Source organism: Nesterenkonia sp. E16_10 (assembly GCF_017347085.1).
In the GTDB taxonomy this organism is placed as follows: Bacteria; Actinomycetota; Actinomycetes; order Actinomycetales; family Micrococcaceae; genus Nesterenkonia.
Window position 1 is genome coordinate 134,590 of sequence record NZ_JADPSA010000016.1, and the last position, 12,105, is coordinate 146,694.

General features: G+C 67.5%; 15 protein-coding genes, 1 other RNA gene and 1 pseudogene. 3 read left to right on the forward strand and 14 right to left on the reverse strand.

Translation table 11 applies throughout. From position 1 onward, the window contains the following. Window positions 1–281: 281 nt before the first annotated feature. Window positions 282–623: pseudogene (locus tag I2487_RS05290) on the forward strand (IS3 family transposase); the annotation flags it as partial. A gap of 9 nt (window positions 624–632) precedes the next feature. Here I2487_RS05290 and I2487_RS15840 read toward each other — a convergent pair. The 12 genes from I2487_RS15840 to I2487_RS05345 form a co-directional block, all read right to left on the reverse strand. Continuing rightward, a complete protein-coding gene (locus I2487_RS15840; protein WP_518523699.1) occupies window positions 633–746 on the reverse strand; it encodes a hypothetical protein in 114 nt (37 codons plus the stop codon). A gap of 164 nt (window positions 747–910) precedes the next feature. Further along, window positions 911–1,283, reverse strand: a transfer-messenger RNA (tmRNA) gene (gene ssrA / locus I2487_RS05295). A 65-nt stretch (window positions 1,284–1,348) separates the two neighbouring features. Next, window positions 1,349–1,753, reverse strand: a complete 405-nt coding sequence (locus I2487_RS05300; protein WP_207170917.1) for a fluoride efflux transporter FluC — start codon at window positions 1,751–1,753, stop codon at window positions 1,349–1,351. Continuing rightward, window positions 1,743–2,282, reverse strand: a complete 540-nt coding sequence (locus tag I2487_RS05305; RefSeq protein WP_207170918.1) for a CrcB family protein — start codon at window positions 2,280–2,282, stop codon at window positions 1,743–1,745. Before I2487_RS05305 ends, I2487_RS05300 begins: the two co-directional genes overlap by 11 nt. A gap of 30 nt (window positions 2,283–2,312) precedes the next feature. Next, window positions 2,313–3,071 carry a metal-dependent transcriptional regulator gene (locus tag I2487_RS05310; RefSeq protein WP_207170919.1) on the reverse strand — a complete coding sequence of 253 codons (759 nt, stop codon included), beginning with the start codon at window positions 3,069–3,071 and terminating at the stop codon, window positions 2,313–2,315. Further along, window positions 3,072–3,944: a metal ABC transporter permease gene (locus tag I2487_RS05315; protein WP_255545964.1), complete on the reverse strand. Its 873-nt coding sequence runs from the start codon at window positions 3,942–3,944 to the stop codon at window positions 3,072–3,074. Between the two features lie 106 nt (window positions 3,945–4,050). Continuing rightward, window positions 4,051–4,827: a metal ABC transporter ATP-binding protein gene (locus I2487_RS05320; protein ID WP_207170921.1), complete on the reverse strand. Its 777-nt coding sequence runs from the start codon at window positions 4,825–4,827 to the stop codon at window positions 4,051–4,053. After that, window positions 4,824–5,771, reverse strand: a complete 948-nt coding sequence (locus I2487_RS05325) for a metal ABC transporter solute-binding protein, Zn/Mn family (protein ID WP_207170922.1) — start codon at window positions 5,769–5,771, stop codon at window positions 4,824–4,826. The genes I2487_RS05320 and I2487_RS05325 overlap by 4 nt, the downstream gene beginning before the upstream one ends. Window positions 5,772–5,919: 148 nt before the next feature. Further along, entirely contained in the window at window positions 5,920–6,732 is an 813-nt protein-coding gene (gene hisN / locus I2487_RS05330) for a histidinol-phosphatase (RefSeq protein WP_207170923.1), read from the reverse strand. Window positions 6,733–6,779: 47 nt separating this feature from the next. Next, on the reverse strand, window positions 6,780–7,895 hold the full coding sequence (gene rsgA, locus I2487_RS05335) for a ribosome small subunit-dependent GTPase A (protein ID WP_207170924.1): 1,116 nt from the start codon (window positions 7,893–7,895) through the stop codon (window positions 6,780–6,782). Further along, window positions 7,892–9,289: a 3-phosphoshikimate 1-carboxyvinyltransferase gene (gene aroA / locus I2487_RS05340; RefSeq protein WP_207170925.1), complete on the reverse strand. Its 1,398-nt coding sequence runs from the start codon at window positions 9,287–9,289 to the stop codon at window positions 7,892–7,894. The genes rsgA and aroA overlap by 4 nt, the downstream gene beginning before the upstream one ends. 11 nt (window positions 9,290–9,300) lie before the next feature. Beyond that, window positions 9,301–9,957: a DoxX family protein gene (locus I2487_RS05345; RefSeq protein ID WP_207170926.1), complete on the reverse strand. Its 657-nt coding sequence runs from the start codon at window positions 9,955–9,957 to the stop codon at window positions 9,301–9,303. A 261-nt stretch (window positions 9,958–10,218) separates the two neighbouring features. Between I2487_RS05345 and I2487_RS05350 the strand changes: the two genes are divergently transcribed. Together I2487_RS05350 and rsrA are read left to right on the forward strand one after the other, a co-directional pair. Beyond that, on the forward strand, window positions 10,219–10,854 hold the full coding sequence (locus I2487_RS05350; protein ID WP_207170927.1) for a sigma-70 family RNA polymerase sigma factor: 636 nt from the start codon (window positions 10,219–10,221) through the stop codon (window positions 10,852–10,854). Continuing rightward, window positions 10,851–11,195, forward strand: a complete 345-nt coding sequence (gene rsrA / locus I2487_RS05355) for a mycothiol system anti-sigma-R factor (RefSeq protein WP_518523700.1) — start codon at window positions 10,851–10,853, stop codon at window positions 11,193–11,195. The genes I2487_RS05350 and rsrA overlap by 4 nt, the downstream gene beginning before the upstream one ends. A 144-nt stretch (window positions 11,196–11,339) precedes the next feature. Here rsrA and I2487_RS15845 read toward each other — a convergent pair whose 3' ends face one another. Both I2487_RS15845 and I2487_RS05360 read right to left on the reverse strand, forming a co-directional pair. Continuing rightward, window positions 11,340–11,414, reverse strand: coding sequence for a 50S ribosomal protein bL37 (locus tag I2487_RS15845; RefSeq protein WP_369699669.1), 75 nt, complete (start codon window positions 11,412–11,414; stop codon window positions 11,340–11,342). A 30-nt stretch (window positions 11,415–11,444) separates the two neighbouring features. Then, the gene (locus I2487_RS05360; protein ID WP_207170928.1) at window positions 11,445–12,104 is read right to left on the reverse strand and encodes a GDSL-type esterase/lipase family protein; all 660 of its coding nucleotides are present in this window, start codon (window positions 12,102–12,104) and stop codon (window positions 11,445–11,447) included. Window position 12,105 lies beyond the last annotated feature (1 nt).

The following is a 12,105-nucleotide window of genomic DNA, read 5'->3' on the forward strand; positions in this document are numbered from 1 at the left end:
CAGAAATCTCAGTAATAAACCACGTTAATATGGCCGTATTTATAGATGCCTGTTTACCGTTTGCATTCAGTTTGGAATTTTCTGCCGTTCAATATTATCGGAGCAACGACTCCTGAAACACGTGCCGAAGGCTACAGTAAGCCTTGCTTGACGAACATGTAATAGCAACTTTTGGATACATTTTGGTCGCCTGCCTTGATATGTGAAGGCGACGGCTTTTGGGTCTACCGAGTCGGCACCTACCGGGTCATCTGCGACATCCAACGAGGACAGCTGATCGTGCCCGGCGCGGTGACGTGGCGGGGTGCGTGTTCCACCCCGACCGCGGATTGCAGTTTAGAGCCAGAAAACTGGTGCGTGCTCTGAACCGGCATGACCTGGTCGGATCGATGGGCCGAGTCGGCACCGCCGGGGGAATTGCAGCGATGGAGAGCTTCTTCTCGCTGCTCCAGAAGAACGTCCTAGATCGACGGTCTTGGCAGACCCGGGATCAGCCGCGGATCGCGATCGTGACCTGGATCGAGCGGACCTACCACCGCCGCCGACGGCAGAAGCGTCTCTCGGGATTGACCCCAGTGGAGTACGAAGCGATTATGAACACCGGCGTCGCCCTCACGGCGTGACATTAACTGTCACCTGTTAATGCGGCAGGCCCTATGGCGCTGACGGTCGGGACCGATGTGCGTTGCCTGCAATTTTCCGCTGGCCAGTTTCCGGACGGTTCCGAAGTCTGGACGCTTTGCCATGTGTGCATTCCGTGCGCTCTGCGTGCACTAACGGGAGTGCACGCGGGTCTATCAGTGTCCACTTCTGTGTACAGCCTGATCCTGCAGCCAATGGACCAGATCCCAGTGTTGACCCGGGAAAAGGGCACAAAAATGCCCGAGCAGGCTCAGCCTGCTCGGGCAATCTGTGGAGACGGCGGGAATCGAACCCGCGTCCGATCTGGATTCACATGGGCTTCTCCGGGTGCAGTCTGCTGATAGATTTTCTCGGCCCCAGCCGTCACGCAGACAGGCGGCTGACGGGCCCAGTCGTGTGAATTGTCGACCCAACTCCCCACGACGAGGAGTTGGAACCAGTGGCTATCTAGCTGATGCCAGGATCTGGGTCGATAGCAGACCCAGGCTGACAGACTCGCGTCGCTGCTTAGGCAGCGAGGGCGAAGTCAGTGCGCTTAGTTTCGGCACTTATTGTTTTGCAGAGAAGTATTTACGAGGTCACTCTGCATCCTCGACCCGCTTCACCATGATCAACTCAGATCGTCGAAACCGATCGTCCCCATATTGTGTTGTCAATGAGGCCACTCGGACCTCTTCCCCTCGCATGTTGCTCACGAGCGGACTTTTCAGTATAGACCCGACATTCGAGACAGCGCAATGCCCAGGGCGGCCGCAGCGAAGCCGAAGCCCACGTGGGCGGCCCAGGTGCCCACAGCTCGCAGGTGACGGCCAGCCATCCAGGTCTGGGCCGCTCGCACCGAGACGGTGGCGAAGGTGCTGAGCGCGCCGAGGAGACCGAAGATCAGCACCGTGGACACCGGACCTGAGAACAGGCCTTCGGGCTCTTCCACGCCGTTCTCGCTCAGCCAGGTGAGCTCCCCGAGCAGGTACCCCAGCACGCAGCAGCCCAGCGTGTTCGCCAGCAGCAGTCCCACGCGCAGATACCGATCGAGCAGGAAGCGCACGATAGCGCCCACGGAGCCACCCAGTGCGACGCCGAGCGCGATGGTGAGGCTGATCTCAGGAGTCATGGCGACCCTCGCTGCTCACACCGAGGTCGGCGGATTCGGCGCCGAGCTGACCGAACAGCGCCCGGCTGATGGTCAGTCCCGCCGCCGCCGCCGCCGTGCAGCCCAGGATGCTGAGAAGGAGGTAGGTGAGCATCTCCATCGCGCCCGGGCTGACGTAGGTCACTGCCGCCAGACCGTCGTAGGCCGAACCGGGTATCGAGGGCATCACGGCGAGGATCACCGCGGAGAAGGTCGTATAGGAGGCCAGCAGCCCGGTGCCGAAGGTGGGCACCACCCAGTCCGGGGTGCGCGGTCGTGACATCGCGGCACCGATGAGCAGCCCCAGCAGTCCGGAGCCGCTGAGGTTGATCGCCAGGGTGGTCCACGGGAACTTCATGCCCTGCTCGGGGATGAGCTCTCCGATCAGCAGCCGCATCAGTGCTCCGCAGGCGCCGGCCAGGCCTACCAGCAGGATCAGCACCGGCAGCGGCGTCGCCGGGCGTCCCGGACGTGACCTTTGGCCGGCGGCACTGGATTCGGAGGAAGACACCAGTACAGGATACGTGCGTGCCGGGCGGCCTCAGCGGACCACGCTCACGCGCATGGCGTGGGCCACCTCATGGGGCAGCCGGATGCTCGCCCCCATCGGGCTGTCACCGTTCTCCGCCGAGGAGGTCCCCGAGCCCTTCTGTCCTCCCGGGCCGTCGGTGGTCAGCACGACGGCGCCATCCGTCGTGGCCGCCACCGTGACCTGGGCGCCGAGGGGCACCCCGTGGGTGTCCAGGGTCGAGAGCGCGTCCGGGACGGCGTCGTCGACCTGCTCCAGGCGCACCTGGACCGAGGCCGGCACCCGGCAGAGCAGCTGGGTCTCCGGATAGTCCAGCTGCAGATCCGGTCCGGGGATCGGATCCCCGTGCGGGTCCACCCGCGGATGGCCCAGGCGCACATCGAGGCGGTCCACGAAGATCTCCGAGACGGCGTGCTCGAGCCGTTCGGCCTCCTCATGGACCTCCTCCCAGCCATAGCCCAGCTCGCGCACCAACCAGGTCTCGATCAGGCGGTGTCGGCGCACCATGGCCAGGGCCAGCTGACGACCGGCCTCGGTCAGGGCGAGCGGCGCATAGGGCCTGTGCTCCACCAGACCCAGCTCGGACATCTTGCGCATCATGAGCGAGACCGAGGGGTTCGAGACGCCCAGGGTCTTGGCCAGGGCCGAGGCGGTCACCGAGGCGCCGTCCCATTCGGCGAGGCCGTAGATGGTCTTGGCGTAGTCCTCGACCGAGGTGGTGGCGGTATCGATCGCGGTGGAACGGCCCTGTGCTGAGGTCCGGGGGGTCATCTAGATAGGGTCCTTCACGTCGAGGAGGGTATCGATCGGGCGGGTCGGGCTCACCCGGTCCGAAGCCGGCCGCTGCCGCCGCTGTCGCAGCCGCGGGATCATCCCCTTCACCGGGGCGAAGAGGTAGGCCAGCGCGAACTGGCCCGACTGCGCCAGCACGATCGAGCCGCCGGTGGAGATGTCCAGCCAGTAGCTGGCGTAGACCCCGATCAGCGCGGAGATCGCCGCGCTGGTCGCGGCCACGGCGAGCATCTGGCCGAACCGGCGGCACAGCAGCAGCGCGGTGGCGCCTGGCACCACCAGCATAGCGACCACCAGCAGGATCCCCAGGGTCTGCAGCGAGGTCACCGTGGTCAGCGCGAGCAGCGCCAGCAGCAGGATCGACAGTGCCCCGGAGGAGATCCCGATCGTGTGGGCGTGGACCTTGTCGAAGGCCAGCAGCACGAAGCTGCGCCGCAGCGCCAGCAGCACCGCGACGGTGGCCAGGCCCAGGCCGGCGGTCTGCAACAGGTCCTGCTGTGAGATGCCCAGCACGTTGCCGAAGAGGATATGGGTCAGGTGCGTCTCGCTGGGGGTCCTGGAGATCAGCACCAGGCCCAGGGCGAAGAGCGAGGTGAACACCACCCCGATGGAGGTGTCATGCTTCAGCGTCGATCCGCCGCTGATCCCGCCGATCAGCAGCACCGCGAGCATCCCGAAGACGAACGCGCCCAGCGCCATCGGCAGCCCGAAGATCTGGGCCAGCACGATCCCGGGCAGGATCGAGTGCGCCACCGCCTCGCCCATCAGCGACCAGCCCATCAGCACCAGCCAGCAGGAGAGCAGCGCGCAGACCACCGAAGAGATGATCGCCGCCGCCAGTGCATGCTGCATGAAGGGAAACTCCATCGGTTGAGTCAGCAGCTCCCACATCAGTGTGTCTCCCTCATCGCTGTGTCTCCCTCATCGCTCGGCCCCGCAGGTCAGTTGGTCGGGCATCTCAGCCGGTCTCACGCAGCACGGCGCCGAAGCTGCGTCCGATCTGCTCCTCGGTGAGCACCTCCGTCGGGCGCCCGGCGGCGAGCACCCGCTGGTGCAGCAGCACGACCTCATCGGCGAGGTCCTCCACACCGGCCAGGTGATGGGTGGAGATCAGCACGGTGGTGCCGGAGGCGTCGCGCAGCCTCCTGAGCACCGTGCTGATCAGCTCCTCGGAGCCGCGGTCCACCCCGGCGAACGGCTCATCGAGCAGCATCAGGGGAGCCTGCTGGGCGATCGCGCGTGCCAGGAAGGCACGCTTGCGCTGTCCTCCGGAGAGCTCACCGATCCCGCGTCGGCGCAGCTCGCTCAGGCCCACCTCCTCCAGCGCCTGGTCGCAGGCCTGCTGGTCGGCGGGGCGGGCGCGTCGGGTGAAGCCCATATGCCCGTAGCGGCCCATCATGACCACCTGCTCCACGCTGACCGGGAAGCTGGTGTCGACCTGATCGTGCTGGGGCACATAGCTGACCTGGTTGCGCCGTCGGGCCGTGCTCGGCTCGTGGCCGAAGAGCCGCACCGTTCCCGCGGTGGGACGGTGCAGTCCCAGCAGCGCCTTGAACAGGGTCGACTTCCCGGACCCGTTGGCGCCCAGCAGCGCGCAGATGCTTCCGGAGTCGACGGTGATGCTCACCTCGTCCAACGCCCGGACGCCGGGGTAGCCGGCGCTGAGCCGGTCGACGACGACGGCGGGGGGTGCGGTGTGCGTCCGGGCCGGGCCGGGGAGTGCGTCTGGGCTCATCGCTGGGCTCCTTCGAGGATCAGGTCAAGATCGTGTTCCAGCAGTTCCAGGTAGCTCGGGGCCGGACCGTCGGGCTCGGTGATCGAATCCACATGCAGCGGCTCGCCCAGCGTGGCGCCGGTGGTCTCGGCGACCTGCTGCTGGGCGGAGTCGTTGACCGTGGACTCGCAGAAGATGGTGGGCGCCTGGTGCTCCTGGACGTAGCGGATCTGGGCCTCGACCTGCTGCGGACTACCCTCATCCTCGGCATTGAGCGGCCACAGATAATGCTCGCCCAGATTCAGGTCCTCCGCCAGATAGCTGAAGGCACCTTCGCAGGTCACCAGATGGACCTCACCGTCTTCCTGCAGTCCGGCCAGCCGCTCCTCCGCCCGGTCCCAGATCGCCTGGATCTCTTCGCGGTAGCTCTTCGCGTTCTCGGCGAATGCGGCGGCATGAGCCGGAGCGAGCTCGCTCAGCGCCGCCTCGATGTTCTCCACATAGACCATCGCCTGGGCCGGAGACATCCAGGCATGCGGGTTGACCGGCAGCTCGGCGGTCTCGGCGGCGGAGGCTCCCGGCAGCCGGGTGACCGGCAGCGTCTCGACGGACTCCGTCAGGGTCAGCACCTCCGCCGCGGAGTGGCTCAGGAACTGTTCATACCAGGCCTCGAGGCCCAGCCCGTTGAAGAAGATCAGATCCGCCGCAGCGGCGTCGCGCAGATCACCGGGAGTGGGGGAGTACTCATGGACCTCCGCGCCGGGCGGGGTGATGGAGCGGGTGTCCACGAGGTCTCCGCCCACGGCCTCGGTCATGTCCGCCAGCACCGAGAAGCTGGTCAGCACCACGGGGCGCTCGTTCTCAGCGGAGGGGTCCTGCGTCCCGGAGCCCGCCGCAGAACAGCTGCTCAATCCGAGGACGCAGAGCACCCCGGCGATGGCGGTGGGGACCCGGGTGGTGCGCATGCCCACAGTATGATTTAGGCACACCTAAAACTGCAAGTGGGTCGGGCAGGAGGCGGCCCGGGGATCTGGCGCGGAGCCCATCATCCGGGCCTGGGCGCAGAGCCGAGCATCCGGGCCTGGGTACTGAGTCCAGCAGCGGGGGCCGGGCTCAGAAGGGCGCGGGGCGGTCTGCCGCGAGCGCGCCCAGTGCGGCGTCGTGGAGCAGGCCGTTGGTGGCCAGCCCGTTGCTGCCGGTGCATCCGGGCTCACCGTCCAAGGAGGTGAACACGCCGCCGGCTTCGCGGATGATCGGCACCAGGGCCGCCATGTCGTGCAGGCTCAGCTCCGGCTCGGCGGCCATGTCGACCTGACCCTCGGCGACCATGCAGTAGGACCAGAAGTCGCCGAAGGCGCGGGTGCGCCAGACGGTCTCGGTGAGCTCCAGGAAGTTCTGGCTGCGACCGATCTTCCGCCACCCGGCGAGCGAGGAGTAGGAGAAGAACGCGTCCTCGAGCTTGGGCACCTTCGAGACCTGCAGCCGCTTGGCGGAGGCCAGGGACTTGCCGGTATAGGCGCCGCCGTTCTTGGCCGCCCACCAGCGCCGGCCCAGTGCCGGGGCACTGACCAGCCCGACCACCGGTTCGCCGTCGTCGACCAGGGCGATCAGCGTGGCCCAGGCGGGCACGCCGCGGATGAAGTTCTTGGTCCCGTCGATCGGGTCGATGATCCACTGGCGCGGACCGGATCCGGTCGAGCCGAACTCCTCGCCGAGGATGGCGTCTCGGCCCCGCGCCCGGCTGAGCTGGCCGCGGATCAGCTCCTCGGCCTGACGGTCGGCCTCGGTGACCGGGGTGAGGTCGGGCTTGGTCTCCACCTCGAAATCCATGGAGGAGAAGTAGGACATCGTCTTGGCGTCCACGGAATCGGCGATCATATGCGCCAGGCGCAGGTCATCGGTGTAGGCGCTGGTGCTGTGGCTCATAGCGCCACGCTAGCAATCAGCGAGCGGCGGGACCCGCATTCACGCGGTTACGCGCCGAGCCGCTTCTCTTCCGGTCCGTCCTCGGTCCCGGCCATGGATCGGATCAGTCCGCGCAGCGAGGCCAGCCGGGCGGCGCCGTGATCCCCGGCATGACCATCGGCCACCCAGGCGTCCAGGGCGCAGCCGCCCTCGGGGGAGACGTGGGCGCAGCCGGGTTCGCAGGCGGCGGAGCCCTCGACCAGGTCGGAGAAGGCGCCGAGCACATCGTCGGGCGCCACATGGGCCAGCCCGAAGGTGCGCACACCGGGGGTGTCGATGATCCAGGAGTTCCGCGCCGCGGCGACATCGAGGGACTCTGCGGGCTCCAGGTTCAGCGCGACGGCGGAGGAGGAGGTGTGCCGACCGCGACCGGTGACCGCGTTGACCCCGCTGGTGGCCCGATCCGCACCGGTCAGCGCGTTGACCATGGTGGACTTGCCCACCCCGGAGTGCCCGATCATCGCGGTGACCCTTTGGGTCAGCGAGCCGCGCAGCGCAACCACGGCTGCAGGGTCCAGGGACGGGTCCCCCGAGGCGGTGCCGCTGGCCTGCCGGGAGACCACGATCTGCAGCTCCAGCTCGGCGTAGTGGCTGATCAGGCCGGCCGGATCCTCCGGGTCCTCGACCAGGTCGGCCTTGGTGACCAGCAGGATCGGGGTGATCCCGGCGTCATAGGCGGCGACCAGGGCTCGGTCGATGAATCCGGTGCGCGGGGCGGGGTCGGCCGCGGCCACCACGATCAGCAGCTGATCGGCGTTGGCGACGATCACCCGTTCGGCGTCGTCGGTGTCCTCGGCGCTGCGGCGCAGCAGCGTGGTGCGCTCCTGGATCCGGATCAGCCGGGCCAGGGAGCCGGCATCGCCGGTGGTGTCACCGACCAGGCCCACGATGTCACCGGGGACCACCGGGGTCCGGCGCATGGCGCGAGCACGCACCGCGGAGATGATCCGCTCCGCGCCCTCCGAGTCCTCCAGTCGCACCGTGTAGCGGCCGCGGTCCACGGTGACCACCCGGCCCAGCTCGGCGTCGGAGTAGTCCGGGGACTCCTTGGTCCGGGGACGGGTGCCCTTCTTGTTCGGGCGCACCCGGACCCGGGACTCGTCCCAGTCGGCCCAGCGGCTCATGGGTGCGCCTCCGGGGCCGGGGCCAGCAGCCCGGCCCAGAGCTGCGGGAAATCAGGCATGGTCTTCGCGGTGCAGGAGATGTCTTCGACCTCGACGTCCTCGAGCACCAGTCCCAGGACCGCACCGAAGGTCGCCATCCGGTGATCGGCATAGCTGCGCACCAGGCCGCCGTGGGTGACCGGGGCGGTGACCTCGAATCCGTCCTCGGTCTCCTCCGCGGAGCCGCCGAGCCGGCGGATCTCGGCGACCAGGGCGGCGATCCGATCCGTCTCGTGGCCGCGCAGATGACCCACCGAGGTGAACCGGGTGGGTTCCTGACACAGCGCGGCGAGCGCCGCCACGGTGGGGGTCAGTTCGGCGGTGCCGTCCACGGTGCCCGGGGTGCGCAGCTGCGCCCCGCGGACCCGGAGCGTCACGGTGCTCGCCGTCTCAGGCTCGGTGACGATCTCGGCACCGAAGGCGGGCAGCAGCTCGGTCCAGCGGCGCCCGATCTGGGTGGAGGTGATCGGCCAGCCTCGCATGGACACCTCTCCGCCGGTGACGGCGGCGGCGCAGAGGAACGGGCCGGCGTTGGAGAGGTCCGGCTCCACCCGCACGCTGAAGGCGGAGATCTCGCCGGGCTCCACCCGCCAGGTGTGCTTCGCGGGCGAGCTGACCTGCACGCCGACCTCGGTGAGCACCTGAAGCGTCATCTCGACATGCTCCAGTGAGGGGACCGATTCACCGACGTGGCGCAGCGTGAGTCCATGCGGCATCCGGGCCGCTGCCAGCAGCAGTCCGGAGACGAACTGCGAGGAGGCCGAGGCGTCGATGGTGATCTGGTCCCCGGTGATGCCCTGCGGGGCGTGCACGGTGAATGGGAGGTGGCCCTCCTGGCCCGGTTCCGGCGCGCCTGGACCGGTGATCTCGACGCCGAGATCACGCAGCCCGTGCTGGACTGCGCCCATCGGGCGCGCGCGGGCCTCAGGATCGCCGTCGAAGTGGACCCGCGCCCCGGTCAGCGCCGCAACGCCCGGCATGAACCGCATCACGGTCCCGGCCAGTCCGCAGTCGATGCGCAGCTCCTCGGCATGCTCTCGGCGGCCCTGCATGGCGGCGCCGGCCGGCAGCGGGGTGACCCGCACGGCGGGGACTCCGGAGTTCTCCCAGTCAGGGACGTGCTCCACGGTGCAGCCCAGTGCCGCCAGGGCGTCGAGCATGAGCCGGGAGTCCCGGGAATGCAGCGGGTTGATCACCAGACTCGGGCCGTCGGCCAGGGCGGCCAGGAGCAGATAGCGGTTGGTCAGGGACTTCGACCCGGGAACAGTGACCTCTGCGCGCAGAGGTGCCCCCGCCCGTGGCGCAGGCCACGGCTGCGGGGGCACCGATGCAGCGGGTGTAGATGTAGTGCTCACGTCGCTAGGTACTAAGCTCCGACCTTCTTCTTCGCAGACTTGGCACCCTTGTTGGCACCCTTGGCGGCGTTGTTGATCGCCTTCAGAGCGTCCTTCTCGGCGCGCTGGAAGTTCTTCTTGGCGTTCTTCTCGAAGTCGCGCACCTTCTTGGAGGCGTCGCTGCCGAGGTCGTCGGCCCACTTGAAGGTCTTGTCGCCGAACTTGGCGCCCTTCTTGCGGGTGGTCTTGGCCAGGTGCTCGGCGCGCCAGCCCAGCGAGGGCTTGCCGTCGAGGTCGACCATGGCCAGGGTCAGGCCGCCCAGGACGGAGGCGTTCTTCAGCAGCGTCTTGCGCTGGGCGGTGACATCGGAGTCGTTCTCGATCTCAGCATTGCGGTACTCGGCGTAGCTGTTGAACTTGTGGACTCCGGTCAGCATCAGGGCCGAGGCGCGCGGGAATCGGCCCAGGGCCAGTGCGGCGCCGGCGACGACCTCGACGCCGCCCAGAACCTGGGTGGTGAGCTTGGGATTGGAGACCAGCGGCTCGGCCTGGGGGAAGAATGAGCCGATCTCCTCGAGGGTGGACCCGATCCGCGCCGAGGCATCATCGGTGTTGCGCAGGCGGTCGACACCGCTGGCGATGAAGCTCGCGCCCAGCAGTGGGCGGGCGAATTTACGAAGCAGAGACATAGTGTCCTCCTGTAGGAGTGTGGCGCTGAAGCATCGTTCAAGGTCCAATCTACCCAATCAGGGCTGTCTCGGGAATCGGCAGGCCTGATGAGCGGTGGGCACGGCGCAGACGGGTGGCGGCCGACGCCGGGCAGGAATGCACAGCGCGGCGTCGTCGTTGTGCCCGGTATGACCACGCCGACACTCAGCCCGATGCGCGTCCGCGCTCCCACGCGTGACGTCCGACGGCCGGTCCGCGCTGTGCGAGTAGACTCGTCAGTGATGGAAAAGCCCGCAGCCACCGGCCCCGACGCTGATTCAAGCAGCGTCGACGTCGCCGAAGAGACCGAACAGCAGCGTCGCGTGCGTTTTGAGAGCGAGGCTCTCCAGTACGTGGACCAGCTCTACTCCGCCGCCATGCGGATGACGCGCAATCCGCAGGATGCCGAGGACCTTGTTCAGGAGGCCTATACCAAGGCCTACTCCGCGTTCCACCAGTACAAGCCCGGCACCAATCTCAAGGCCTGGTTGTACCGGATCCTGACCAACACCTATATCAATATCTACCGCAAGAAGCAGCGGCAGCCGCTGCAGGCCAACACGGACACCGTGGAGGACTGGCAGATGGCCCAGGCCGCGGAGCACACCTCCTCGGGTCTGCGCTCGGCCGAAGCCGAGGCGCTGGATCATCTGCCGGACTCCGACGTGAAGAACGCGCTGCAGCAGATTCCCGAGGAGTTCCGCCTGGCGGTCTACTTCTCCGACGTCGAGGGCTTCGCCTATAAAGAGGTCGCCGAGATCATGAACATCCCGATCGGCACGGTGATGTCACGGCTGCATCGCGGGCGGAAGCTGCTGCGCGAACTGCTCAGTGACTATGCCCGCGAACGGGGCTTCAAGAAGCAGGAGGCCAAATGATGAATGACCAAGATCGCAACCAGGCCACCGAGGTCAGCCCCGGCAAGTGGCTGGATGAGAACTGCAAAGACGGTGACTGCACCGAGAAGCAGACCCGCATGGAGCGCATCTATGAGTACGCCGACGGTGCGCTGAGCCGGGAGGACATCGGTGAGGTCGAGGCCCACCTGCATGCCTGCCCGGAGTGCGCCAACGACTACGACCTGGAATGCATCATCCGCACCGTGGTCCGTCGTTCCTGCGCCGAGCGCGCCCCAGAGACCTTGAAGGTCACGATTCTGGAGCGGATCAGCCAGATCCGACTCCAGGCCGGGCACCAGCAGGACGACGAGCAGCCCTGACTCTGACCCGGCGCTGAACCCGCGCCCGGTTATCCGGGCCCGAGCACGACAGAACCCCTGCAGAGAAGCTCTGCAGGGGTTCTGTGTATTCTGCGCCGCCGCTTGGATCGCGTCAGCCGCAGCAAGAGCCTCGGACCACTGAGATCAGGAGTTGGGGCGCTTGCCGTGGTTGGCGTTCTTCTTGCGACGAGCGCTGCGCTTGCGTCCACGCTTGCTCATGATGAACTCCTTTCGTCGGCTGGGGTAATTCTAGGCCACGGGCTCCTGGAGCCCTAACCACGGATACCACCCGCGGTGCAGCACCAGCCAGGCGACCAGGCCGTATCCGGCCTGCCCGGGCAGACCGCCGTTGCCGGCGAGGTCGCTGCGCCACTGTTCGTGGCCGACCAGGGGAGTGTAGGCGTCCACGTAGACATGGGACCGACGAGAGGCCACATCCCGGTAGGCGGCGTTGAGCTCCGAGATCCTCTGGTTGCGCTCGGCATCCAGGGTCGGGACCGGCCCGAGCACCAGGCACCGGATGCCCTCCTGGGAGGCCCGGTCCAGGATGTTGGCCAGATTCAGCCGAGACCGAGCCGAGGAGGTCGCGCTGTAGAGATCCGTGTCGTTGAGCGCGATGACCAGATGGCGCTCCGGGGTGCCGCCGTCGGCAGTGGCACCGGAGAACCGGGCGACGGCCTCGTCCTGCCACCGCTCGGAGAGCGCCTCGGTGCCCTCACCGGGCATGGCCAGGGCGTAATGCTCCAGGGTGATTCCGTCGATCGGGGTCTTCGAGATGACCCGACCGAACCACCCCAGCGCGCGGGGGTCGCCGACGCCGCTGAGCAGCTCGTCGCCCAGGGCGACGATGCGCACATGGCGCCGGTGACCGGAGGCTGCGGCTCTGAGATCCTGAGTGGAGTGTTCCATC

What these genes read in the sequence shown, in the direction of transcription:
- I2487_RS05350 (WP_207170927.1), top strand. Translation starts at nt 10,219, where the DNA reads ATGGAAAAGCCCGCAGCCACCGGCCCCGACGCTGATTCAAGCAGCGTC.
- I2487_RS05345 (WP_207170926.1), bottom strand. Translation starts at nt 9,957, where the DNA reads ATGTCTCTGCTTCGTAAATTCGCCCGCCCACTGCTGGGCGCGAGCTTC.
- I2487_RS05320 (WP_207170921.1), bottom strand. Translation starts at nt 4,827, where the DNA reads ATGAGCCCAGACGCACTCCCCGGCCCGGCCCGGACGCACACCGCACCC.
- I2487_RS15840 (WP_518523699.1), bottom strand. Translation starts at nt 746, where the DNA reads ATGGCAAAGCGTCCAGACTTCGGAACCGTCCGGAAACTGGCCAGCGGA.
- I2487_RS05310 (WP_207170919.1), bottom strand. Translation starts at nt 3,071, where the DNA reads ATGACCCCCCGGACCTCAGCACAGGGCCGTTCCACCGCGATCGATACC.
- rsgA (WP_207170924.1), bottom strand. Translation starts at nt 7,895, where the DNA reads ATGAGCCGCTGGGCCGACTGGGACGAGTCCCGGGTCCGGGTGCGCCCG.
- I2487_RS05325 (WP_207170922.1), bottom strand. Translation starts at nt 5,771, where the DNA reads ATGCGCACCACCCGGGTCCCCACCGCCATCGCCGGGGTGCTCTGCGTC.
- I2487_RS05360 (WP_207170928.1), bottom strand. Translation starts at nt 12,104, where the DNA reads ATGGAACACTCCACTCAGGATCTCAGAGCCGCAGCCTCCGGTCACCGG.
- rsrA (WP_518523700.1), top strand. Translation starts at nt 10,851, where the DNA reads ATGATGAATGACCAAGATCGCAACCAGGCCACCGAGGTCAGCCCCGGC.
- I2487_RS05300 (WP_207170917.1), bottom strand. Translation starts at nt 1,753, where the DNA reads ATGACTCCTGAGATCAGCCTCACCATCGCGCTCGGCGTCGCACTGGGT.
- hisN (WP_207170923.1), bottom strand. Translation starts at nt 6,732, where the DNA reads ATGAGCCACAGCACCAGCGCCTACACCGATGACCTGCGCCTGGCGCAT.
- I2487_RS05315 (WP_255545964.1), bottom strand. Translation starts at nt 3,944, where the DNA reads ATGCAGCATGCACTGGCGGCGGCGATCATCTCTTCGGTGGTCTGCGCG.